Below are 23,418 nucleotides of genomic sequence, written 5' to 3'. Positions count from 1 at the left end.
CGGTCAGGACAGCTGCTCGTCCGCCCAGCGGGCGAGCAGCTCCAGCACCGGGCGGCGGCCGGCGAACATCGCCGCCTCGTCGCGCCGGTCGTAGGTCTGGCCGGTGGCGCCGCCGGCCCGGTTGAGCATCACCGGCGCGAGCCAGAAGTACTTGGCCGCGCCGGTGAGCTTGACCGCGCGGGCGGCCAGCGCGGGATCCACCGCGTCACGCAGCCCGTCGACGTACCCGGCGAGCACCGCGTCGGCGACCTCGGGCAGGAGCGCGACGTCGACCAGGCCGTCGAAGAAGGTGTCCAGCACCAGATTGGCCGCGTCCTCCCCGATCGGGCCGGGGCCCACGAAGGACCAGTCCAGCAGCACCGGCCCGCCGTCGGTGAACACCACGTTCGGCGGCCAGACGTCGTGGTGGCAGAGCGTACGCGGGAGCCGGTCGGTGGCCGCCAGCACCGCGTGCCGCCGCTCCCACAGCCGGCGCAGTCCCGCCCGCAGCGCTGCCGGCCAGGCCGCCACCGCGACAGGGTGGTCCCACGGCACCGGCTCGGCCACCGGACGGCTGAGGGTGTAGTCGCGCAGCCAGTCCCGGGCCAGCCAGTCGTGACGGGACAGCTCGCCGGTCCGGTCCAGCCAGTCGGCGTGCGCGGCACCGAGCCGGCGAGCCAGGTCGGCGAGGTCGGCCACGGAGCCCGCCGTCCCCGGCCGGCCGTCCAGGTCGGCCAGCCAGAGCGCGACCGTGCCGTCCGGCCGCTCCTCGATGGCCAGCACCTCCGGCGCGGCCAGGCCCGCGCCGGCCCAGGCGGTGGTGGCCAGCCCACTGTGGTACGCCTCGACCTCGCGCCGCCAGTAGTTCCAGTGGCCCGGATCGGCGCTCGCCGCCCAGTGCGCCGGGCCGGCGCCGCCACCGGGCGGCGCGATCAGCTTGAGCACCGCCGGACGGCCGTCCCGGCGGGTCCGCCAGATGCCGCCGGTCACCCCGTTGAGCGGGTTGTGGGTCAAGGGGTACGCCGGCACCTCGGCGGGGACGAGATCGAGCGGAGGGCGGGTCATCGCGGGCAGCGTACCGGCCGGGGCCGCCACCGGGAACGGCGACGACCCGCTCGGGCATCGCCGGTTCCGTCACCGGGCCACGGGTTCGTGGACCGCCCGGTCGGCGGGCCGGGCGCCGGCCGACCCGCCGTCGCCCTGCCGGATGGGTTGCCGGGGCGCGTCGGAGGTCGTGCCGCGCAGGGCCCGGGCCGGGCCGCGAGCCCGGACCGGGATCAGCCAGGGGCCCGCGAGCAGCCCGACGGCGATCTGGGCGGCACCCGCGACGACCAGCGTCGGAGCCGCGCCGGCCAGGCCGATCACCGCGCCTCCGGTGAGCAGGCCGACCGAGACGGCGCCGTCGTGCGCCAGGCTCTCCGCGGCGAAGGCGGCCCGGCGTTCCGCACCCTCGGTACGCGTGCTGATCAGGCGGTTGACCGCGCCGATCCCGAGGGGCATGGCGAAGCCGCCGACCGCGGCCAGGCAGCCGGTCGCCGCGAGTGACGCGGTGCCGGCGGGCAGCGCGGCGAAGGTCGCGCCGAGCAGGATCCAACCGGTCGCCATCGTGCCCAGCGGCGGCAGCCGGGGCACCAGCACCGGCGCGAGCAGCGCGCCGGCGAGGGAGCCGGCGCCGTAGCCGGTCATGCCCGCCGAGACGAGCAGCCCGGGCCGGCCGGTCTCCGCACCGAGGATGGCCAGGCCGAGAGTGAAGGCGAACCAGGTGAGGCCGCCGACGCCGGACATGGTCACCGCCCGGAGGATCGCGGGATGCCGGGCCAGCACCTGCCGCAGGGCGGGGGCCTCGGCCGCGCCGTCGCCTGCGACGCCGGGCGACGCGGTGCCGCGTACGGGCAGCAGCAGGGCCGCGCCGAGCGCGACGCCGGCCGCCTCCGCCCACAGCAGCCGGAACGGGCCGCCGGCGGTGACCGCCCAGCCGGCCAGCGGCGGCGCCAGGATCATCGTGCTGCGGTGGACGAAGTCCTGCCAGGCCAGCATCCGGGCGGCGACGCCGGGACCGGCGCGGTCGCAGATGTCGGCGAGCAAGGCTCGCTGGCCCGGCCCGCTGAGCGCGGTGGCGCAGCCCGTGACGAGCCCGGCGCCGGCCAGGTGGACGGGGCCGACGGTGCCGGCCGCCGCGCCGACCGGGACGACGAGCAGGCCGAGCACCTGAACCGCCAGCACGGCGGCGAGCGAGCGGCCCGTGGTCAGCCGCTGCCGCAGGCTCCGCGCCCACCAGGCCGAGGTCAGCACGGGCAGGCCGACCGCGCCGCCGACCAGCCCGGTGGTCCACGTCGACCCGGTCTCGGCGAGCGCGACGAGGGGCAGCGCGACGGCGGTGGTGCGCTGCCCCATCCAGGTCACGAAGGTGGTGGTCAGCATGGCGGCGATGTCACGGCGGGCGGTCACGGCACGATCCTCTGCTGCGGCCGGATGCGGCGGTAGCTGGCGGATCAGCACCGGCGCTCATAACCTGCACGTATGAGCTCCCTACCCTCGGTCGAGGATCTCCGGCTCGTCGAGGCGCTCGTCCGGCACGGCTCCCTCGGCGCGGCCGGACGCGAGCTGCGGATCAGCCAGCCGGCGGCGAGCAACCGGTTGGCGGCCCTGGAACGGCGGATCGGCGAGCGCCTCTTCGACCGGGACACCACCGGGGCGCGCCCCACCCCGGCCGGCCGCACGCTGGCCGCGGAGGCGGCTCACGTGCTCGGGCACCTGGCGGCGATCTTCGACCGTACGCGGGCGGCGGCGCGGGGCGAGGTGCTCACCGTCGGCACGTTCGCCAGCCTGGCCGCGTGGCTGTTCCCGGCCCTGGTGGAACTGCTCGGAGACGTCACGGTGCACCAGGTCACCGACCACGGCGACCGCCTGGTCGAGTGGGTCGGCGAGGGTTCGCTGGACGCCGCCTTCGTCACGATCGCCGACCAGGTGCGGCTACCGGCCACGGTGACCGCGTCGCCCGTCGCCGTCGACCGGCTGGCCCTGCTCACCCCGCCGGGGGTACGGCTCGGCGACGGACGCCGCCCCTTCGCCGGCCTCGACGTGGTCGCGCACACCTACGACGCGTCCGCCGACGCCCTCCACCGGCGGCTCTCCGCACTCGGTGCCCGCCCGAAGCCGGCCGCGACCGCCGAGACCGCGGTGCGGATGGGCCGGCTGCTCCGCTGCCCGGTCGTCCTGCCCCGCGGGCTGGGCCTCGCCTACGCCGCGCCGGACGAGCAGGTCTCGCCCGTGGCGGTACCGAGCCGGTTCACCCTCTTCATGGTCACCCGCCGGCCCCCGCCGCCCGGGCTCGCGCCGGCGGCCGACGGGCTGGCCGACCGGCTCGGCCTGGAGCCGGCGTCCGGTGGCCGGCCGTAGCCGTTGTCCGGTGGGTGAGCCCCTGGCCGTCGTGTTACTCGGTCGTGAAGTCGGCCATCATCGCCATGTCCTCGTGTTCCAGGTTGTGGCAGTGCAGCATGAACGTGCCTGCGTGGCCAGTGAAGCGGACGGCGATCTCGACTGCTTCGGACGGGCGAAGGTCCACGGTGTCCTTCCACCCTTGGTCGTACGGGCCGGGCGCGCCGTTGTTACGTCCGAGCACCTGGAATGGGTCGAGGTGGACGTGCACCGGGTGGTGAAAGTCGCTGATGAGCCGCCAGATCTCGGTCGTGCCGAGGCGTGGACGGGCCAGCGCGCGACCCGCGCGGTACGGCAGGCCGTTGATCGTCCAGCCGCGGTCGGGGCGGAGTTGGAAGTGGAACGTCCTGGTCGCTACGGCCTGCCCAGGGTTGAGGGTGTCGATCGTGCTGAGCCGTTCGGGCACGACCGACTCGTCCCGGCCGGTGCCTGACGTGACGTCGAAGCGCATCACCTCGGCCGTCGCGCCGGCACCCAGGCGGTTGACCAGACGCACCCGGGTGCCGGGCCGGTACCGGGCGAAGTCGACGACGACGTCGAAGCGTTCGGCGGGTGCGATGTCGATCGTGTCGTGGCGTGCGGGCCGTGCCAGCAGGCCACCGTCGGCGCCGATCTGGACGAGCCCGCGGCCGCCGCGCGGTGGCGGGTCCAGTGCCAGGCGGTAGCGGCGGGCGTTGGAGGCGTTGAGCAGCCGTAGCCGGTATCGGGCCGGCACGGTTTCCAGGACCGGCCACGGTGCGCCGTTGACGAGGATGACGTCGCCGAGCAGCCCGTTCATGTGGCTGTCGTGGATCGAGGCCGGGTAGTGGAAGGAGCCGTCCGCCGCGAACGACCGGTCGGTGATCATGAGAGGGACGTCGCGATCGCCGGACGGCAGGCCGAGCGCGTCCTCCTCGTCGTCGTGGACGAGGTGAAAGCCGGCCAGTCCGCGCCACACCGCCGGGCCGGTCGCACCGTGCCGGTGGTCGTGGTACCACAGCGTCGCCGCCCGCTGCGCCATCGGGTACGTGTGGTCGCGGAATCCGTGGGCGACGTCGCGGTACGCGTGGTGGTCGTGGTGCCGACCGATGCCGGTCGGCAGCACCACGTCCATCGGATAGCCGTCACTGTCCGCGGGCGTGTGACCCCCGTGCAGGTGCACCACGCTCGGTTCCGGCAGCTCGTTGCGGTGTCGGACCACCACCCTACGGCCGGAGCGGGCGACGAGGGTCGGGCCGGGGAACGTGCCGTCGTAGGTCCACGCCTGCGTGGTGAGACCGGGCACGATGGACAGCGTCGCGACACGCTGGGTGATCTCGTAGTGGTCGGTGGTGGCGTCGGTGCGGACGGGTCGCAGCACTGGCGGGATCGGCAGCGCCACCCGATACGGCTCGGGCGGCGGCACCTGGCTGCGCAGCAGTGTCCCCGGCTCGCCCGGAGTCAGCCATCGCCCACCGGCTAACCAACCTGCGGCGCCGGCCGTCAGGGCGGCGCCGGCGCCCAGCAATCGCCGTCGGCTCAGTGACGCCATGACCACACCACCATGAACGCGACGCCGACGGCGAGCCCGACGGCCAGCGGGACGTGCGCCACGAGGATCCGCTGCTCTCCCAACGGGATGAGCGCGCCGCCGACGAGGAGCTGGATCGCGCTGGTGCGCGCCGGCCAGGACGGCCCCCGGCCGACGCGCCACAGCAGGATCGCGGCGATGAGTTGGGTGAGCAGGGCGATCATCACCAGGCTGCCGACGATTGCGTGGACGGCGAGGGCCTCGTAGTTGCCGGAGAGGAACCCGCCGGCGAGGACCACCTGGGCGGCCACGAGCGCGGCGACCGCGGTCGTGGCCGTTCGCATGAACGTCTTCATCGCTGCCGGTCCGCGTTCGTTCAACGGGCCTGGCGGACGCCGCGCCGCCAGACGTCGACGATGGCGCCGATCGCGGTGATGTCGCGGGTGGGGTCGCCGTCAACCAGCACCAGATCGGCGCGCAGGCCCGGCGCGATCCGGCCGCGGTCGGTCAGCCCGAAATGGCGGGCCGGCACGCTCGTGGCCGCGGTCAGCGCCTCCTCGGTGCTCAGCCCGGCCTCGGTCAGCAGCACCAGCTCGCGATGCATGGCGGCACCGTGGGCGGGCGCGAACGGCGTGGCGTCCGTGCCCGCGAGCAGCGGCACGCCCGCCCGGTGCAGGGCCCGTGCCGTGTGTACGGCGTGGATCGCGCTGTCGGCAGCCGCGTGGTCGACCGCGCCGACCCCCGGCTGGCCGATCACCTCGAAGTACGCGAGGGTGCTGACCACGAACAGGCCGTGCGCGGCGATCCGTGCGACGAGCTCGGGGGTGCGGGGTCCGGGATCGATCCACACGTGTGCGAGGCCGTCCACGCCCGCGTTGAGCGCGACCTCCACCTCGGCTGAGGTGATCGCGTGGGCGATCACCGTCAGTCCGTTGGCGTGGGCGGCGTCGACGAGGGCGGCCACGACGTCGGGCGCGAGCACCGGCAGGTCCGCGCCGTGGACCATGCCGTCGTCGATCACGACCTTCAGGTAGTCGATGCCTTCGGCGAGCCGTGCGTCGACGAAGGCGCGGGCCTGGTCGGCGGTGGCGACCGTGTCGAACGCGCCGACGGCGTCGCCGAAGGCGGCCGCGTCCCCGAGCGCGGCCATGAGCTGGCTCGGGTGGCCTCCGGGGGCCGTGGCGAGCATGCCGGCGCTGCGGATGTCGGCCATGTCGTCCCGCTCGGCCGCCGACGCGCGTTGCCGGGCCAGGTTGGCGGGTAGGCAGAACATGTCCAGTTCGGTGGTCACGCCGAACGTCAGCGCCTGCGCGAGGCTGCCGTCGAAGACGTGGGTGTGCGCGTCGATCAGCCCCGGCAGCAGGGTCTTGCCCGTTCCGTCCACCACGACATCGGCGGGCCGGTCGTCGTGGGTGGCGATCCGGTCGCCATCGATCAGCACGCTGGTGCGTCGCGTCGTGTGCTCGCCGTCGAACACGTCAACGTCACGGATCAGGGTTCGCATCGTCGTCTCCCGGTGTGGCGCGGGTCGGGGACCTCCCGCCCGGCGACAATCAAGAGCCGCCCGGGAACGGCGGGCGTGACCTGTCGAGACGTGGACCACAGTCGCGGCCCGCATGTCACACTTCGGGCGCCGGGGCCACTCTCAGTCCTGCGACAGGGATCGGAGGCACCCATGGACCAGGACACCGCCACGCAAGCGTTCGTCGACCAACGCGAGCTGTTGTTCTCCATCGTCTACAACATGTCAGGTAGCGTCGCCGACACCGACGACGTGCTGCAGGAGACGTGGTTGTCGTGGGCGGCCGCGGACCGGGGCCGGGTCGACAACCCGCGCGCGTACCTGGTGCGCATCGCGGTCAACCAGGCGCTCGCCCGCCGTGCGGCGCTCAGCCGGCGGCGGGAGACCTACGTCGGCCAGTGGCTGCCCGAGCCGGTGGTGACCGACGAGACGGATCCGGTTGCGCGTGCCGAATCGTCCTCGATGGCGCTGCTGGTTGTGTTGGAGACGCTGAGCCCGGCCGAGCGTGCCGTGTTCGTACTGCACGAGGCGTTCGGCTATCCGTACACGGACATCGCCGAGATGCTCGACCGCAGTCCGGAGTCGGTGCGTCAGCTCGCTCACCGGGCTCGGGAGCACGTGCGGGCGCGGCGGCCCCGGTACCGCGTCGACGCCCGGGTGCAGCAGGCGGTGACGGAGCGTTTCGTGGACGCCGCGCTCGGCGGTGACCTGCAGGAACTGCTGCGAATCCTTGCCCCTGACGTGACTCTGTGGACGGACGGCGGTGGCAAGGGGCCGGCGACGAGTCTTCGGCCGGTGCACGGCAGCGCTGCCGTCGCGCAGCTGCTCGTGGCCGTCGCCTCGAACGTCGGTGAGTCTGCCGTGGTCCGGTATCGCCGGGTCAACGGTGACCCGTCCGCGCTGGTGTTAACCGGCGACTCGCCGCTGGCCGTGCTGGTCCTCGACCTCACCCCAGACGGCAACCAGGTGCGTGGCGTCTACTCGGTCACCAACCCGGACAAGCTGGCGCGGATCCCGCCCGACGCGGTGCGGTGACACCTCCGGTGACGCTCCGCTCAGGCGCCGACCCGCTGCTCCGGGATGCTGAGGCCGTAGAGCGCCATCAACTCCGGGCTGTCGATCCGGCTGCCGTCGGCCACCGAGTCGCAGGAGATGTCCACGATCTGGTCCTTGTGCGCGAGCAGGTACGGCCGGGCGCCGACGTCGGCGCTGGCCAGGGTGGCGATGCCGGACCAGTGCCGGCGGCCGAAGAGCATGGGGTAGCCGCGCAGCCCGTCGTAGGTGGCGCAGACCAGCACGTCCGGGTACGGCAGGGCGGCCACCCGCCGGACGGCGGCGGCGGTGAGCCCGGGCATGTCGACCGGCACCACGACGACCGCCTCGATCCCCTCGTCGGTCAGCGCGGCGAGACCGGCCCGGATCGACGAGCCCACCCCGGTCCCCCACGCCCGGTTGACCACCACGGTGGCCCCGGTCAGGTCCGTCGTCTGGCGGACCTGCTCGGCCGCCGCGCCCAGCACGACCACGATCTGCTCGCAGCCCGCCTCGCCCATGGTGTCGATCATCTGGCTCACCAGGGGCTTCTCCCCCTGGTGCAGCAACGCCTCGGGTCCGCCGATCCGACGGCCCCCACCAGCGGCGATGATCATTCCTGCGATCCGGTTCAGCTGTGCCCCCTCGACCTGGGGGACGGACCGCAGGCAGCCGCGCCCGGTCCGTCCCGTCGTACGCACAACGGACCCAACGAGCGCCCCCGCGAGCGGGTAGCGGGGCAAAACGGAAAATTGTGCGGCTATGCCGCGTCGGCGTAGCAGTCGACGATGGACAGGTCCAGCGGGAACCGGACCGGGGTGTCGCCGAAGAGCAGCGCCGCGGCCCGGGCGCCCGAGGCGGTGACCGCCGCCGCGACCTCCTCGGCCCGCTCCGCCGGGCAGTGCACGATCACCTCGTCGTGCTGGAAGAAGACCAGCTCCGCCCCGGTGCCGGCGAGCGCCGTGCGGAGCGTGGCCAGCAGCGTGGAGGCCCACTCGGCGGCGGTGGCCTGGATGACGAAGTTGCGGGTGAACCGGCCGCGCGACCGGGCCGCCCGGGCCCGGGGCCCCTGCGGGTCCGCGTCCGCGTCGGGGTCCGCCTCCTCCCCGTCGGCGAAGCCCATCGACCCCGGCGGGCAGGTACGCCCCAGCCACGACCGCACCAGCCCGCCCGCCTCGCCGGTGCGGGCGGCCGCCTCGACGTACCCGAACGCGGTCGGGTAGTTCCGTTTCAGCACGGCCAGGGCGGGCACGGCCGCGCCGCCGGTCTGCCCGTACATGGCGCCGAGCAGGGCCACCTTGGCGCGGGCCCGGTCACCGCCGAAGGCGTCCCGGGCCAGCGCCGCGTAGAGGTCGCCGGCGCCACCGGCGGCGGCGAGCCGGGCGTCTCCGGAGACTGCGGCGAGCACCCGGGGTTCGAGCTGCCCCGCGTCGGCCACCACGAACGTCCAGCCGGGGTCGGCCACCACCGCGCGCCGGATCACCTTCGGGATCTGCAACGCGCCGCCGCCCCGGGTGGCCCAGCGGCCGGAGACCACCCCGCCGGGCACGTACTCGGGATGGAAGCGGCCGGCCGAGACCCAGGCGTCCCGCCACGCCCAGCCGTGGGCCGTCCAGATTCGGTAGAGCTCCTTGTATTCCAGGACCAGCGGCACCGCCGGGTGCTCCACCCCGCGCAACACCCAGGCCCGGGTGTTGGGCAGCTCCACGCCGGCCCGCGCGAACGCCTTCAGCAGCTCCGCCGGGGAGTCGGCGTGCACCTGGCGTACGCCGAAGGCCTCGGCGATCCGGGCGGCCAGCTCGGCCAGCCGGCGGGGCGGCCCGCCGACCGGGGACGCCTCGCCGAGCAGGTCGGCGAGGATCGCGTCGTGCACGTCGGCCCGCCAGGGCAGGCCGGCCGCCCCCATCTCGGCGGCGATCAGCGTGCCGGCCGACTCGGCGGCCACCAGCAGCCGGAACCGGCCGGGGTGCTCGGTCGCCGCGATCCGGGCGAGCTGGTCCGCGTACACCCGGGTCAACGCCTCGATGCCCGGGCCGGGCGGGCCGGACGGCGCGTCGAAGAGCGCGCCCTGGCCGAGGCCGGGCGGCTCCGGCGGGCGGGGCGCCGGGTCCGGCGGGACCGGCGCGCCGGTCAGCCGGGCCCAGGCGGCGGCGAGCGAGCGGGGCTCGCCCCAGCGGCCCGCGTGCCCGAGCAGCAACGCCTCGGTCAGCTCCACGTCGTGGCAGCGGTCCAGCCGGACGCCGGCGCGCAGCAGCGCCGGGTAGAGGGTGGCGCCGGTGGCCCACACCCACCGGGGCCGGTCGGCGGCCTCCCGGGCGGCGACTGCGGCGGCCAGGTCGGCCACCGGCTCCACCGGGCCGGCAGGCCGGCCTGCGGGGTCGAGGCTTTGCAGCACTCCCCCGCCCCGCTCGTCCGCCACCACCGCCACCAGCACGAACGCGATTCTGCCTCGCCCCTCCGACACTCCGTCGCACCGCCTCGCGCGCCAGGCGAGGGGCCTCATACACGGAAAGAGTGGCCATCCCCCGTGGGATGGCCACTCTTTCCGTGAATCAGCGCGATCGGGCGGGCGAGCGCGGGCAGGTTACTTGCCGACGCCGGCGGTGAGGCCGGACTGGACCTGGCGCTGGAAGACGATGTACACGATCAGCACGGGCAGCATCGCCATGGTGACGCCGGCGAAGAGGCCGGACCAGTCGGACTTGTAGCCCTGGTTGACCGAGAGCTCGATCAGGCCCTGGGCGATCACCTGGTGCTTCGGTTCGCCGGACACCGACTGCATGAGCAGGGTCGGCAGGTACCACTGGTTCCACTGGCCGAGCACGTTGAAGATGCCGATGCTGATCAGGCCCGGCTTGGCCATCGGCAGCATCACGCTGAAGAAGGTCCGGGTGTGCGTGGCCCCGTCGACCATGGCCGCCTCGGCGATCGAGTCGGGCAGCGTCCGGAAGAACGAGTGCATGAAGAAGACCGTGAAGGCCAGCGACCAGGCCACGTAGACCAGGATGAGCATGAGGTGCTTGTTCGGGCCGAGCAGCGGGAAGCTGATGCCGGTGTTGTACACGCCCTTGAACAGCGGCACCGCGGCCAGGTAGATCGGCAGGGTCAGCCCGGAGAGGAACATGTAGTAGATCAGCCGGTTGCCGGGGAACTCGTAACGGGCCAGCGCGTACGCGGCCATCGAGCCGAGCAGCATGGTCAGGGTGACGCTGCCGGCCATCACCAGCACCGTGTTGAGGAAGAAGGACCCCAGGTGGCCGTCGGTCCAGGCCCGGGAGAAGTTGTCCCAGTGCAGCGCGCTGGGGATCAGCGAGAGCGGTTCGCGGATGACCTCCGAGTCGTCCTTGAACGCCGACATCACCACCCACAGCAGCGGGTAGATGACCATCACGGCCCAGACCACCAGGAACAGGTGGGAGAAGCCGTTGAAGATCCGGGTGCCCACCCCGGTCCGGCGGGCGTCCGCCCGTCGTACGGCCGCCGGGCGGGACGGGGTGGTCTGGTCGGCCCGGATGGGACCGTGCGTCGCCGTGCTCATCGTGGCCCCTCCTTCAGAACTCGATACGGTCACGACGGGTGATCCTCAGCTGCAGCGCGGCGAGCAGGATCGTGAAGATGGCCAGCGCGACACCCATCGCGCAGGCGTAGCCGAACTGGCCCTTCTGGAACGCGGTGAAGTTGAGCACCGACGCGAAGATCTCGCTGGCGTGGTTCGGCCCGCCCTGGCTGGGCGTCATGACGAAGACCAGGGCGTACATGTCCAGGGCGATGAAGCCCAGGTAGACCCAGGCGACCGAGATGGTCTCCCGCAGCAGCGGCAGGGTGACCCGGAAGAAGGTGTGGAAGCGCCCGGCGCCGTCGAGGATCGCCGCCTCGTAGATGTCCTTCGGGATCGACTGCATGGCCGCCGAGAAGAGCACCATGTAGAAGCCGGCGCCGCTCCACACCGCGATGAGCAGCAGCCACCACAGCACCGCGGGGATTCCGAGGAACGGCTCCGGGTCGGCGGTGAAGGCGATCGGGTTGTCCGCGTCGACCAGCCCGATCTTGATGAGCAGGCCGTTGATCAGGCCCTGCTCGTCGGTCCGGTAGATCTGCTGCCACATGACGGCGATGACCACCAGCGACAGCACCTGCGGGAAGAAGAAGATGACCTTGTAGATGCTGGACCCGAACACGCCGCGGATGCCGGCCCTGTCCTCGCGTCCGCCCACGTTGAGCAGGAACGCGAGGAACAGGGCCAGCGCGATGGTGAACAGCGGCACGGTGACCAGGAAGAACACGTTGTGCCAGAACGCCTTCCGGATCAGCTCGTCGGAGAGCAGCCGGACGTAGTTGTCCAGACCGACGAAGCGCTGGGAATCCGAGTAGCCGCCCCAGTCGGTCAGCGAGTATCCCGCCGCCTGCGCGAACGGCCACACCACGTAGAACAGGTACAGCGCGACGGGCAGGGCCAGGAAGCCCGTGACGAAACGCGCGACTCCGTGCCGCATTGGACTCACTCTCTCCGTCGGATCAGGCGGTGCGGGTCTGCTTCTTGATCGACGAGTCCTTGGCGACCTTGTCCGCAGCCGCCTGCATCTTGTCGATGAACTGCTGCGCGGTGAGCCGGCCGGCCATCAGCTCCTCGGAGAGGTTCTGGCTCTCCTTGTCCAGGTCGGCGTAGAAGTCCGGGAACTTGACCGAGATCAGATCCGAGGACCCGTTCTTCATCAGCGCGTTGGCGGACGCCAGCGCGGTGTCCTGCACGTTGTCGCCGGAGCCCTTGGTGGAGGCCAGCGACTTGGTCAGCTCGGCGAACTTGGCCGAACCGGCCTTGGACAGGATCGCCCGCAGGAACTCCTTCGCGGCCTCCTTGTTGGGGGCCTTGCTCGGCACCACGAAGCCCTCGCCGGAGGACGCGAACACGTCCTTCGCCGCCTTGTCGCCGGCGTTGCTCCAGTAGTCCGACAGGGTCAGCTCGAAGCCCGGCGGGATGGTGGCGGCCATCTCGTTCTTCAGCCAGGTGCCGACCTGGATGAAGGCGGCCTTGCCGTCGAGCCAGGCCTGCTGCGACTGGGTGTGGTCGAGCTTGCCGGGCAGGAGCAGCTTGTCCTTGACCAGCTTCTCCCACGGCTCGAGCGCCTTGAGGATGCCGTCGGCCTTCCAGGCGCCGTCCTTCAGGTTGTCGATGTCGATGACGGCCTGCTTGCCGGCCGACTTCCAGATGCTCGCCATGAGCGCCCAGCGCGGGTAGTAGCCGTGCACCGCGTCGTGGACGTAGGGCGCCATGCCCTTCGCCTTGATCTTCGGGGCCAGGGCGAAGAACTCGTCCCAGGTCGTCGGCGCCTGCCAGCCCTCCTTCTTGAACAGCGCCGCGTTGTACCAGTTGCCCCAGACCGTGTAGGCGACGTTCACCACGTAGAACTTGCCGTTCTGCGTGCCGTCGGCCACCGTGCCCGGCAGCAGGCTGTCGGCGACCGTGCCCTCGCTGTCCCAGGCGGGCGCGGTGAGCAGGTCGTCGAGCGGTTCGATGGCGCCCTCGTTGATCAGGGTGCTGCGGTCCATGCTGTCCGCACCCGAGTTCATCACCAGGTCGCTCGGCTGCGTCGCCATCTTCGGCTGCTCTTCGGTCTTGATCTTCTGGGTGGAAGACATGTTGACCGTGATGTTCGGGTGCTTGGCGTTGAAGACGACCTTGTCTTCCTTGGCCCACTGGTCGCCCAGGCCGCCGTTGAAGATGACCACCTTGACGGCGCTGCCGTCCTTCACACCGAACGGGTTGTCCTTGCTCTTGGCCGCGCCGCCGTTGTCGGACTTCTCCGGCTCGCTGCCGGCGCAGGCGCTGAGCAGGCCCATCGCCGGAGCGGCGAGGAGGCCGGCCGCGGCGGCCCGCCGGAGCAGGGTCCGGCGGCTGAGGTCGCCGAGGTTCTCGGGGGTAACCGACATCTCTGTCTCTCCTTGTGGTGTCGGGTCAGGCGGTCCGCCGGAGGCGCCCGGCGTACCGCGACTCGAGGGCGAGGTTGTGCTCGTCCCCGCCGGGGACGTTGGCGGAGAGGTAGATAGGGGGTACCTCCCCGGCCTGGTGGAACCGTCGTACGACCTCGGCGGTCAGCAACTGCGCCAGCAGCGCCGCGGTGACCGACGAGACCGCACAGACCGCGCCGCCGCCCTCGAGCGGCAGCAGTGCGTCGCCGTACGGCGCGCCGTTGTCCAGCACGACGTCGGCGAGGTCGGCGAGCCGGTGCCCGCTCGGGTGCCGAGGGGCGACCCGGGCGGTGTGCTCGACCGAGGTGACCGCGATCAACGGATGGCCGTGCGCCCGGACCAGCGTCGCCAGCTCGACCACCGAGCCGTTGATGCCGGACTGGGAGGCGACCACGAACACGTCCTCCGGCTGCGGCGCCGCCAGGGCGTAGAGCTGGTGCGCGACGGTCGGGTCGCGTTCCAGCTTGGGGTCGGCGAGCACGTCGCGGGGCGCGTCGCCGTGCAGCACGAGGTCGTGCAGGGAGAGTCGGTTGGTGGGGACCAGGCCGCCGGCCCGGGCCACCAGTTCGGCGGCGAACGCCTCGGAGTGGCCGGCGCCGAACGCCTGGAGCACGCCGCCGCGGCGCAGTCCGGTGGCGATCAGGTCGGCCGCCCGGTCGACCCCGTCTGCCTGCGTGTCGACCAGCCGGTCGAGCACCGGGCGGACGGCGTCGGCGTACCGCTGGGCACTGATCATGAGGTGGCCCCCTTCGCGGCCTTGTGCCCGTCCACGGCCTGGGCGGTACGCCGGAAGGCCGCGTGGGCGCGGTCGTGGGTGCGCTGCGCCACCGCGATGTAGAGCAGGTCGAGCACGACGAGCTGGGGGTGCCGCGCGGAGAGCGCGTCGGGCCGGAAGGTGGTGGCCTGGCTGGCGGTGACCAGCACGATGTCGGCCAGCTCGGCCAGCGGCGAGCGGGGGAAGCCGGTCAGCGCGACCGTGGTCGCTCCCCGGCTGCCCGCCTCGGCGAGCATCTCGATGGTCTCCCGGGTCTGGCCGGTGTGCGAGATGCCGAGGGCGACGTCGCCCGCGCCGAGCAGCGCCGCGCTCGCCAGCCCCTCGTGCACGTCGCTCCAGGCCCAGGCGGCCACCCCGATGCGGTGCAGGCTGAACTGCATCTCCTCGCCGACCAGGGCGCTGCCGCTGGCGCCGAAGATGTTCACCCGGCTGGCCCCGGCGATCGCCACGGCCGCCTTCTCCACCTCGGCGAGGTCGAGCAGCGCGGCGGTGTCGTGCATGGCCCGGGTGTCGGCGGCCATGATCTGGTCGAGCACCCGGGACAGCGGGTCACTGGGCTGGATCTCCCGGCCGATGTCGACGGTCCAGCCGGCCGAGCGGGCCCGGCCGGTCTCCGCGGCGATGCCGAGCCGCAGGTCGGCGTAGCCCTCGAAGCCCATGGCCCGGCAGAACCGGGTGATGGTCGCCGGTGAGGTGCCGCTGCGCTCGGCCAGCTCCACGATGGTGGCCCGGGCCGCCGCCTCCGGGTCGCTGAGCACGTGCTCAGCGACGCGGCGCAGTGCCCCGGTCAGCTCCCCCGCCCCGGCCCGGACCCGGGCCAGCACCCCGTCGGAGGAGACCGCCACCGCACCCCGCCGGTCGACCGCGTCGGCATCCACCACCGCGGTCCCCGCGGGGGTGTCCACCTCGTGATCAACCATGGGACGCCTTTCGGAAAAGAGTGTTAACTGTTAGTGGTAAAAGTTCTTACTGAAGGCCCCTCCGTGTCAAGGCCGTGGGCGAAGTTTTCAAACTGTTACCTGGCGCACAGCGCGGACCTTGCTTCCGGAAGCGGGGCCGACCAGCATGAAGGGCCACGACGCCGCGAGCGCAGGGAGGCCCACCGGATGTCCGACACCGTCGTGGTCGGCCTCGACGTCGGGGGTACGTCCACCCGCGCGGCCGCCGTCAGCCTCGACGGCGTACGGCTCGGCACCGGCCGGGCCGGCGGCGGCAACCCGACCAGCCACGGCGCCGAGCGGGCCGCCGCCGAACTACTGGCCGCGCTGCGGGCCGCGCTCACCGACGTCGATCCGGCCCGGGTCCGGGCCGGCACCATCGGGCTCGCCGGCGCCGGCCGCCTCCTCGCCGACCCGCAGGGCCGGGCCGCGTTCGACCGGGCCTGGTCCGACGCCGGGCTGCACTGCCCGTACGCCGTGCACGGCGACGCCCTGGTCGCGTACGCCTCGGGCACCGCGGCCCCGGACGGCACCGTGCTCATCGCCGGCACCGGCGCGATCGCCGCCCAGGTACGCGACCTGCGCCTGGACCGGGTCGCGGACGGGCACGGCTGGCTGCTCGGCGACGCCGGCTCGGGGTTCTGGCTCGGCCGGGAGGCGGTCCGCCGGCTCCTGTCCGACCTGGACCGGGCGACGGCCCCGGCCGGGCTGACCGGACGGGTGCTCGCCGAACTGACCGGATCGGCCGAGGTCGCGGCCCGGCCCCGGGCCACCGCCGAGACCGTCGTGCAGGCGGTGACCCGACGGCCACCGGTGGAACTGGCCCGGCTCGCGCCGCTCGTGGTGACCGCGGCCCGGGAGGGCGACCCGGCCGGGGTGGCGCTCATCGCGGAGGCCGCGGCGCTGCTCGCGGAGAGCGTCAGCCGGATCCGGCCGGCCCGGGCCACCGACCCGGTGGTGCTCGGCGGCGGGCTGCTCACCGGGGACACCCCGCTCGCCGACGCGGTCCGCACCGAACTGGCCCGGCGGTGGCCGGACGCGCCGCTGCGTACCGCCGGGGACGGCGCCGCCGCGGCGGCCTGGCTCGCCGCCCGCGACCTGCCCGAGGTCACCGACCCGGCCGCCCTGCACGCGCTGCTGGTGCCGGCCGCGGCCTAGCGGATAGCCGCGCTCCGCCCCGGCCTCGGCACGTTCAGTCCGGCCCGCGCCCACGCCCCCCGGGCTCCGCCCTCCCGCCCGGGCTGCCCGCTCCTCCAGGGTGCGCCTGCCGGGGGTTACCCGCTCTCCCCCGAGGCCGCCCTCGCCCGGGTTGCCCGCTCTCCCCAGGGTGCCGCCCTCCCGACCGGGCTGCCCGCTCTGCCCAACGCACGGCTCTCCTCAGAGGCCGCCCTCCCCCCACGTTGCTCGCTCTCGCGAGAGTGCCGTCCTCCCCCGGTTGCCCGCTCGGCCGAGGGTTGCCCGCTCTCCGCCTGGGGCCGTCGCTGCCTCGAGGCTGTCGACCTGATGTCGCAGACGACTCACCGCGGCCCGCCGCCGCCCGGTGTTCGGTCATGCCGCAGTCCCGCAACATCTGGCCAGGTGCGCGCGGCTCGCGGGCCCGCGAGCTGCGGCCGTGCCCGTCGGCTGGGCGGTCCGCATGGCCGCCGTCCCCGCCGATACCGCCGACCCCGACCAGGTGATCGTCGCCCCGGGCAGCCATGACACGGTCGCCGCCGGCCGAACAGCCGCCGCTCGAAGAAGATCGCCGGCTCGCCGAGGCGGCCGCCGGCGCCGGCCCTGCCGCCGTCACAGGCCGCCCCTTGCCCCAGGCCCGGGAATCCGGACCCTGGGGCGGATGGCCGCCGGCCGGAGGCTACGAACTTGATGACGCGAACGACTCACGCTTGTGCCCGCGGCGGCGGCCAGCGACCGATCCATCTGCGACATCAAGTTTGTAGCGGGCGGGACGCCATCCTGGGGACACCGACATCACAGACGACTCAGCTCGACGGGCGGCCCGGACCACCCGCACGCCCGCGGCCGGCTCGGCGGGGCCGCCGTCGGCCCAGCGGCGGCGGCCTCGGCACCGACTTCCTGGGCGCCGCCGGCTGGGGCCCCTCCGCCGCTGGGCCGCCGGCGCCGGCCCAGCGGCCGCGCCGCACACGGATGCCGGACCAACCGCTCCCTCAGGCGAGGTCGCCGAGGGTCTGGGCCAGGCGGGGCCAGACGTGGCTGCGCCAACCGCCGTCGAGCAGGGTGAACGTCCGGCGCTGCACCGGGTCGTCCGGGTCGAAGCCGGCGTGCTCCAGGAAGAGCCGGGTGCCCCGCCCCTCCGGCACCAGCGTCCAGGTGACCACGGTGTCCAGCCGGCCGCCCCGCCAGGACCAGCGCAGCCGGTGCGGCTCGTCCAGCTCCAGCAGTTCGCAGTGGACCAGGCCGTCGAAGCCCTGATCCGGTCGGGGCGTGGTGCGGAAGGTGAACCGGTGGCCCGGTACCGGCCGGAAGTCGTTCGGCATGAGCCAGCGGGCCAGCAGATCAGAATCGGTCAACGCCTGCCAGACCTTCGTCGGCGGGTGCGCCAGGAACTGGTCCACCGCGATGGTGCCCGGCTCACTCATCGGGCAACCCGTCCAGCACCTCGCGCAGGTCGGCGAGGCGGGCCCGCCAGAACCGCTCGTACGGGCCGAGCCAGTCGGACACCTCGCGCAACGGCTCCGGGCGCAGCGCGTAGAACCGCTGCCGGCCGATCGGCTGTTCGGTCACCAGGCCGGCGTCCTTGAGCACCCGCAGGTGCTCCGACAGGCTGGGTCGGCGCATGTCGAAGTGGTCGGCGAGCTGCTGCACCGGCTGCTCGCCGCGCTCCAGGAGCAGCCGGAGCAGCTCGCGCCGGGTCGGGTTCGCCAGCGCCGCGAAGACGTCCGCCACGTCAGACCCGGGTCGACTGGAGCACGATCCCGTTGCCGTCCGGGTCGTCGAACGTGGCGTACCGGCCCCAGGGCGCCGTCTGGATGCCGCCGTCGGCGAAGACGACCCCGCGCTCGCGGAGCCGGGCCACGTCTGCGTCCAGGTCGTCGGTCTCCAGCACCAGGCCCTTGAGCGAGCCGGGCGGCATGGTCGGGAACCAGGTGACCAGGGTCAGTGCGGTGTCGGTGCCCTTCGGGGCCACCTGGATCCAGCGGCCGCCGGGCCCCATCGGGTTGTCGAAGATCAGGTCGAAGTCGAGCACGTCGAGGTAGAAGTCGCGGGCCCGGTCCTGGTCGCTGACGGGTACGGAGACGAGCTTCACGTGGGTCACGGTCATGACCACCACAATAGGTAGGAGATTTCCTACGGGTCAAGCCGAGCGCGGCCGGTCGACCCGTCGACCGGCCCTGCCATCAGGACGAACTCAGTCGCCGGGTAGGGCCGCCCCTGCGGCTGACATACTGAGCTTGGGCCCGCTGTTGCACGTGCGGCTTCCCGCCGGCCATGAACGCCCGCACGATCAGCGGGTCGCGGAACGGCTATTAGATGACGATCCAGTACGGTCCATCCTCGAAGCGAGGCGGAAACATCAGATAGAAGCCTTGACGTTCTCTCCGCCTCCAAGGGCGGTGATTCCCTCCGCGCTGCGCGTGGAACGCGTAGCGCCCGGGTGGATTCCTGCTTCTCGGCGCGGTGCCGGCACGGGTGCCGGTCTTACCTGCGCTCCACAGGCGTTTAGTCTCTCCCAGCGCCCCTGGGCGAGGATGTTGATCGCCGCATTGAGGTCCCGGTCGTGAACCGCCCCACAGGGGCAGGTCCACGACCGGACGTCCAGCGGCTTGGGCCCGCCGAGCCGGCCACACACCGAGCACGTCCGCGAGGTCGGCGCGAACCGGTTGATCCGAGCGAAGGTGCGGCCATACCGAGCCGCCTTGTACTCCAGCATCCCGACGAAGGATGCCCACCCAGCGTCGTGCACCGATTTAGCCAACCGGGTGCGGCCGAGACCAGTTACACACAGGTCCTCGACGTACACCGCTTGGCTGTCGCGGATGATCGTCGTGGACAGCTTGTGCTGCCAGTCCCTCCGGCTGTCGGCCACCCGGGCATGCGCCTTGGCGACCTTGAGGACCGCTTTCCCGCGGTTCTTGCTGCCCTTCTGCTTGCGGGACAGGTTTTGCTGCAACCGGCGCAGCTTACGGGCCGCCCGGCGCAGGAACTTCGGCGCCGCAACCTTCGTGCCGTTCGACAGCACCGCGAAATGGGTCAACCCCAGATCAATACCCACCTCGACGTCCACCGACGGCAACGGCTCGTCACTAGTGGTCACCACGAAGGATGCGAAGTACCGGCCGGCCGCGTCCTTGATGATCGTCACCGAGGTGGGGGCTGCCGGCAGTTGCCGAGACCACCGCACCATGAGATCGCCGATCTTCGGCAGCCGCAGTCGGCCATTGTCCAACACTCGGAACCGGGCGTTGGCGGTGAACCGGATCGCCTGCCGGCCGTCCTTTCGTGAGCGAAACCGCGGCGGCGCGACCTCGCGTCCCTTGCGCCTACCTGTCAACGAGTTGAAGAAGTTTCGGTAGGCGGCATTCAGGTCCGCGAGGGCCTGCTGGAGCACCACCGCCGAGACCTCGCCCAGCCACGCCCGCTCGGGCGTCTTCTTCGCCTCGGTGATCACCCGCTTGGACAACTCACCATCGGACACGTACGGCAACCCGGCCTCGCGAGCCTCATGCCTTGCACGCAGCCCGTCGTTGAACACCACCCGCGCGCACCCAAACGCCCGGGCCAGCGCTGCCTGCTGGCGAGCCGCCGGATAGACGCGGTAGTTGTACCGAAGCTGCACACCGGGAAACCTAACAATGCCCTATGACGTTCTTAAGAACCTCACCGCCTACCGCAACTGCGGCGTCACTTCAACTGGCCGGCGGTCAGTCCGGTCTGGATCTGCCGCTGGAAGGCCACGTAGACCGCGAGCACCGGCAGGGTGGCGATGGTCAGGCCCGCGAAGAGGCCGGAGAAGTCGCCCTGGTAGCCCTGGCTGACCGCGAGCGCGGTGAGCCCCTGCGCCAGCACCCACTTGGAGTCGTCGCCCTGCATGAGCACCTGCGGCAGGATGAACTGGTTCCAGTGGCTGAGGAAGTTGAAGATCGCGACACTGATCAGTCCCGGTCGCGCCATCGGCAGCATCACCCGGAAGAAGAGCCGGAAGTGACCGCACCCGTCGATGAGCGCCGCCTCCGCGACCGAGGTCGGCAGGGTCCGGAAGAACGCGGTCAGGAAGAAGACCGTGAACGGTAGCGAGTAGGCGGCGTAGACCAGCATCAGCCCGGTCCAGGTGCCGAACAGGCCGGCGTTGCGCACCACGAAGAAGAGCGGCACCAGGGCGAGGAAGACGGGGAACATCATCCCGCCGACGAACAGGTAGTAGACGACCTGCCGGCCGCGGAACTCGTACCGGGCGAAGACGTACGCGGCGGCGGCGCCCAGGAGCATGGTGAGGGTGAGCGAGCCGGCCACCACCACGCCGCTGTTCAGGAAGTACCGGCCGATGTGCGCCTCGGTCCAGGCGCGGGACCAGTTCTCGAAGCGCAGCGCACCGGGCAGTCCCCACGGGTCGGAGAGGATCTCACTGTCGCTCTTGAACGAGCTGAGGAACATCCACAGCAGCGGCAGCGCGGTCAGCGCCGCCCAGAGCAGCAGGAAGCCGTGCGAGAAGACGTTGGCCACGCCCAGTTCGCGGCGCGGCGGCCGGTCCTCGCCTCGGCTGGGCTCGGACGTCTCCGCCGCGGTCGTCGCCGGGCGATCCATGGTGGTCACGAGTACTCGATCCGATCACGACGGCCGGTACGCAGCGCCAGCACCGCGACCGACAGGGTCAGGAACAGCATCACCAAGCCGATCGCGGAGGCGTACCCGAACTTGCTCTCGCTGCCGAACGCGGTCTCGTACATGCGGAGGCCGATGACGTCCGAGGAGAAGTTGGGGCCGCCGTTGGTCATCTGCTGGACCAGGATGAACCCGTCCAGCGCGGCGATGGCCAGGTAGATCCAGGCGACCTGCACGGTGTCCCAGAGCAGCGGGACGGTGATCCGGCGCAGGGTGGTCCACCGGGACGCCCCGTCGAGCATGACCGCCTCGTAGATGTCGCGCGGGATCGCCGACATGGCGGCGCCGAAGAGCACCACGTAGAACCCGACGTTGCTCCAGACCATCACGGCCAGCACGCACCAGAACGCCGTGCGCGGGTCGCCGAGCCAGGTGGGCGCGGGCAGGCCGAGCGCCCGCAGCGCGCCGTTGAGCAGGCCGTTGTTGGGGTGGTAGACCTCCCTCCAGAGCAGGGCGATGATCACCACCGAGAGCACCTGGGGGAAGAAGTAGACCATCCGGTAGAACGCCGTGCCGCGTACCCCGGTGACCCCGGCCCGCCCCTTGCGGCCGCCCGTGTTGAGCATGGTGGCGAAGAACAGGCCGAGCGCGATGGTCAGCACCGGGACCACCGCGAGCATGACGGCGTTGTTCTTGATCGCGTTCCACACCTGGCCGTCGTGCCAGAGCGTCCGGAAGTTGGCCATCCCCACCGGGTCCGCGTGCGCGGAGTAGCCGAGCCAGTTGGTGGTGGAGATCTGGAACGCCTGCAGGTACGGCGACAGCACGAAGACGCCGTAGAGCACCAGCGGCGGCACCAGGAAGGTGATGATCAGCGGGTACTTGCCATGCCTCACGAGAAGACCTACTCCCCAGCGGTGGACCGGTGGGGACGGTACCGCGCCCGCCCCCACCGGCCGGACGTCACGCGGCCCGCTTGTACTTCTTGAACGAGCTGTCCTGGGCGATCGAGTCGGCGCCCTTCTGGCACGCGTCGAGGAACTCGGCCGGGGTGCTCCGGCCGCTGAAGAACTCGCCGCAGGCGGCGTCGACGAGCTCGCGCTCCAGCTTGCGGTAGTAGTTGTTGTAGACCCAGTTGAAGCCGTTGCTGCCGGACGCGTCCAGGGCCTTCACCACGCTGCTCAGGCCGAAGGGCAGCTCGACCCCCTCGGTGGTGCCGGCCACGATGGTCAGGCTGGAGACCTTCTTGGTGAAGTCCTGCGCGCCCTTCTTGGAGAGCATCATCCGGAAGTACTCCAGGCCACCGGCGACGTTCTTCGCCTTCGCCGGCACGATGAACGGCTCGCCGGCGGTGCCCCGGATCGCCTCGAACGGCAGCTTGTCGCCGCTGGTCAGGCTCGGCGTCGGCGCGATGGTCATGTTGAAGCCGGCCGGGGTGACCTTCGCCTGCTCGCTCTCCAGCCAGGAACCGCAGGAGATGAAGGCGGCCTTCCCCTGGCACCAGGCCGTCTGCGACTGGATGTGGTCCAGGCCCGGCGAGCCGTCCAGGATGTACTTGTCCTTGACGATCTGGTACCAGGCGTCGGCCGCGGCCTTCATGGCGTCGGACTTCCAGGCGTTCGGCTCGAGGTTGTCGATCGCCATCGCCACCGACGGCCCGCCGAGCTTGATCGCGCTGGCGATCAGCGGCCAGCTCATGTAGCGGGGGTGCTTACCCGCGTACGTCCAGGGGGCGATGCCCGCGGCCTTGATCTGCTTGCAGAGCGCGATGTGCTCGTCCCAGGTCTTCCCGTACTGCCAGCCGCGGTCATTGAAGAGCTTGGTGGAGTACCAGATGCCGTACGCGGTGTAGGTGTAGTTGAGGACCAGGAACTTCCCGTCGTACGAGCCGACCTCGACGGCGCCGGGCAGCAGCGTGTCCCGCACCTTCTTGCCGGGCTGGTCGAGGCTCGGGGCGTCGAGCAGCTCGCCCAGGTCGGCCAGCGCGCCCTGCGAGATCAGGCCGTTGGGGTCGATCTGGCCGGCGCCGGAGTTGTTGACCACGTCCGGCGGGGTGCCGTCGACGAAGCGCGGCTGGAGGGTCTTGTTGATCTCCTGGGTGGCGGAGTGCTTGATCTCGGCCTTGGGGTACTTCTCCTTGTACATGGCCTCGTGGGCCTTGGCGTACTCCTCGCCGAAGCCGCCGTTGAAGATCACCACCTCGAGCGGGGCGTCCTCCTTGACGCCGAGCGGGTTCTGCTCGCTCTTGGTGCCCTTGTAGGTGCCGGAGTCGCTCTTGTCGTCGCCGCCGGACGTGGCGCAGCCGGCGAGCAGGCCGGCGGCGGGGGTGGCCAGCAGGCCGGCGGTGGCGGTGCGCCGGAGAATCTCACGCCTGTTCATCGCATCTCCTCGGTTCGGGTACGGGCGGCCCGCCGAAGATGGGGGAACGGCGGCCGCGGCGTCGAGGCACGGTAGTGTCACTGTTGCTCTTCTTCACTTCTGCGGAAGTTGATGAAGAATT

General features: G+C 72.1%; 22 protein-coding genes. 3 read left to right on the top strand and 19 right to left on the bottom strand.

Annotation, left to right across the window (positions count from 1 at the left end; translation table 11 throughout):
- Positions 1-3: 3 nt before the first annotated feature.
- Together ACGFI9_RS18920 and ACGFI9_RS18915 are read right to left on the bottom strand one after the other, a co-directional pair.
- Positions 4-1,044, bottom strand: a complete 1,041-nt coding sequence (locus ACGFI9_RS18920) for an aminoglycoside phosphotransferase family protein (protein WP_393179285.1) — start codon at positions 1,042-1,044, stop codon at positions 4-6.
- A gap of 69 nt (positions 1,045-1,113) precedes the next feature.
- Entirely contained in the window at positions 1,114-2,400 is a 1,287-nt protein-coding gene (locus tag ACGFI9_RS18915) for an MFS transporter (RefSeq protein ID WP_393179393.1), read from the bottom strand.
- A 99-nt stretch (positions 2,401-2,499) separates the two neighbouring features.
- On the opposite strand from ACGFI9_RS18915, the gene ACGFI9_RS18910 reads away from it, so the two are divergent.
- The gene (locus tag ACGFI9_RS18910; protein WP_393179283.1) at positions 2,500-3,378 is read left to right on the top strand and encodes a LysR family transcriptional regulator; all 879 of its coding nucleotides are present in this window, start codon (positions 2,500-2,502) and stop codon (positions 3,376-3,378) included.
- A gap of 34 nt (positions 3,379-3,412) precedes the next feature.
- Here ACGFI9_RS18910 and ACGFI9_RS18905 read toward each other — a convergent pair whose 3' ends face one another.
- The 3 genes from ACGFI9_RS18905 to ACGFI9_RS18895 are packed head-to-tail and all read right to left on the bottom strand — an operon-like array spanning position 3,413 to position 6,410.
- Entirely contained in the window at positions 3,413-4,927 is a 1,515-nt protein-coding gene (locus ACGFI9_RS18905) for a multicopper oxidase family protein (RefSeq protein WP_393179281.1), read from the bottom strand.
- Positions 4,915-5,250, bottom strand: coding sequence for a hypothetical protein (locus ACGFI9_RS18900; protein WP_393179280.1), 336 nt, complete (start codon positions 5,248-5,250; stop codon positions 4,915-4,917). The genes ACGFI9_RS18905 and ACGFI9_RS18900 overlap by 13 nt, the downstream gene beginning before the upstream one ends.
- A 32-nt stretch (positions 5,251-5,282) precedes the next feature.
- Positions 5,283-6,410 carry an amidohydrolase family protein gene (locus ACGFI9_RS18895; protein WP_393179278.1) on the bottom strand — a complete coding sequence of 376 codons (1,128 nt, stop codon included), beginning with the start codon at positions 6,408-6,410 and terminating at the stop codon, positions 5,283-5,285.
- A gap of 171 nt (positions 6,411-6,581) precedes the next feature.
- Between ACGFI9_RS18895 and sigJ the strand changes: the two genes are divergently transcribed.
- The gene (gene sigJ, locus ACGFI9_RS18890) at positions 6,582-7,463 is read left to right on the top strand and encodes an RNA polymerase sigma factor SigJ (RefSeq protein WP_393179276.1); all 882 of its coding nucleotides are present in this window, start codon (positions 6,582-6,584) and stop codon (positions 7,461-7,463) included.
- Positions 7,464-7,483: 20 nt separating this feature from the next.
- Here the strand turns inward: sigJ and ACGFI9_RS18885 are convergent, their stop codons facing one another.
- From ACGFI9_RS18885 to ACGFI9_RS18855, 7 genes are all read right to left on the bottom strand, one after another.
- The gene (locus ACGFI9_RS18885; RefSeq protein WP_393179274.1) at positions 7,484-8,077 is read right to left on the bottom strand and encodes an NTP transferase domain-containing protein; all 594 of its coding nucleotides are present in this window, start codon (positions 8,075-8,077) and stop codon (positions 7,484-7,486) included.
- 143 nt (positions 8,078-8,220) lie between these two features.
- A complete protein-coding gene (locus tag ACGFI9_RS18880; protein ID WP_393179272.1) occupies positions 8,221-9,963 on the bottom strand; it encodes a bifunctional 3'-5' exonuclease/DNA polymerase in 1,743 nt (580 codons plus the stop codon).
- An 81-nt stretch (positions 9,964-10,044) separates the two neighbouring features.
- A complete protein-coding gene (locus tag ACGFI9_RS18875; RefSeq protein ID WP_393179391.1) occupies positions 10,045-10,848 on the bottom strand; it encodes a carbohydrate ABC transporter permease in 804 nt (267 codons plus the stop codon).
- Positions 10,849-11,011: 163 nt separating this feature from the next.
- On the bottom strand, positions 11,012-11,953 hold the full coding sequence (locus ACGFI9_RS18870) for a carbohydrate ABC transporter permease (protein ID WP_393179270.1): 942 nt from the start codon (positions 11,951-11,953) through the stop codon (positions 11,012-11,014).
- Between the two features lie 22 nt (positions 11,954-11,975).
- Positions 11,976-13,388: an N-acetylglucosamine/diacetylchitobiose ABC transporter substrate-binding protein gene (ngcE, locus tag ACGFI9_RS18865; RefSeq protein WP_393179268.1), complete on the bottom strand. Its 1,413-nt coding sequence runs from the start codon at positions 13,386-13,388 to the stop codon at positions 11,976-11,978.
- 25 nt (positions 13,389-13,413) lie between these two features.
- Positions 13,414-14,163, bottom strand: coding sequence for a sugar isomerase domain-containing protein (locus tag ACGFI9_RS18860; protein WP_393179266.1), 750 nt, complete (start codon positions 14,161-14,163; stop codon positions 13,414-13,416).
- Positions 14,160-15,122: a MurR/RpiR family transcriptional regulator gene (locus ACGFI9_RS18855; protein ID WP_393179264.1), complete on the bottom strand. Its 963-nt coding sequence runs from the start codon at positions 15,120-15,122 to the stop codon at positions 14,160-14,162. The genes ACGFI9_RS18860 and ACGFI9_RS18855 overlap by 4 nt, the downstream gene beginning before the upstream one ends.
- Before the next feature lie 186 nt (positions 15,123-15,308).
- On the opposite strand from ACGFI9_RS18855, the gene ACGFI9_RS18850 reads away from it, so the two are divergent.
- Positions 15,309-16,298, top strand: a complete 990-nt coding sequence (locus ACGFI9_RS18850) for an N-acetylglucosamine kinase (protein ID WP_393179263.1) — start codon at positions 15,309-15,311, stop codon at positions 16,296-16,298.
- A gap of 1,007 nt (positions 16,299-17,305) precedes the next feature.
- Here ACGFI9_RS18850 and ACGFI9_RS18845 read toward each other — a convergent pair.
- The 7 genes from ACGFI9_RS18845 to ngcE (ACGFI9_RS18815) all read right to left on the bottom strand — a co-directional run bounded on the left by ACGFI9_RS18845 (position 17,306) and on the right by ngcE (ACGFI9_RS18815) (position 23,297).
- Positions 17,306-17,737: an SRPBCC domain-containing protein gene (locus ACGFI9_RS18845; RefSeq protein ID WP_393179261.1), complete on the bottom strand. Its 432-nt coding sequence runs from the start codon at positions 17,735-17,737 to the stop codon at positions 17,306-17,308.
- Entirely contained in the window at positions 17,730-18,044 is a 315-nt protein-coding gene (locus ACGFI9_RS18840) for a helix-turn-helix transcriptional regulator (protein ID WP_123241652.1), read from the bottom strand. The genes ACGFI9_RS18845 and ACGFI9_RS18840 overlap by 8 nt, the downstream gene beginning before the upstream one ends.
- A 1-nt stretch (position 18,045) precedes the next feature.
- The gene (locus ACGFI9_RS18835; protein WP_393179259.1) at positions 18,046-18,420 is read right to left on the bottom strand and encodes a VOC family protein; all 375 of its coding nucleotides are present in this window, start codon (positions 18,418-18,420) and stop codon (positions 18,046-18,048) included.
- Between the two features lie 252 nt (positions 18,421-18,672).
- Positions 18,673-19,935, bottom strand: coding sequence for an RNA-guided endonuclease InsQ/TnpB family protein (locus ACGFI9_RS18830; protein ID WP_393179257.1), 1,263 nt, complete (start codon positions 19,933-19,935; stop codon positions 18,673-18,675).
- Between the two features lie 65 nt (positions 19,936-20,000).
- Positions 20,001-20,900 carry a carbohydrate ABC transporter permease gene (locus ACGFI9_RS18825; RefSeq protein WP_393179389.1) on the bottom strand — a complete coding sequence of 300 codons (900 nt, stop codon included), beginning with the start codon at positions 20,898-20,900 and terminating at the stop codon, positions 20,001-20,003.
- A gap of 5 nt (positions 20,901-20,905) precedes the next feature.
- Positions 20,906-21,814: a carbohydrate ABC transporter permease gene (locus ACGFI9_RS18820; protein WP_393179255.1), complete on the bottom strand. Its 909-nt coding sequence runs from the start codon at positions 21,812-21,814 to the stop codon at positions 20,906-20,908.
- 67 nt (positions 21,815-21,881) lie between these two features.
- Entirely contained in the window at positions 21,882-23,297 is a 1,416-nt protein-coding gene (gene ngcE, locus ACGFI9_RS18815) for an N-acetylglucosamine/diacetylchitobiose ABC transporter substrate-binding protein (protein WP_393179254.1), read from the bottom strand.
- Positions 23,298-23,418: the final 121 nt, after the last annotated feature.

This window comes from Micromonospora sp. NPDC048930, assembly GCF_043197935.1.
In the GTDB taxonomy this organism is placed as follows: Bacteria; Actinomycetota; Actinomycetes; order Mycobacteriales; family Micromonosporaceae; genus Micromonospora.
This window is presented reverse-complemented; position numbering and strand designations above follow the sequence as displayed.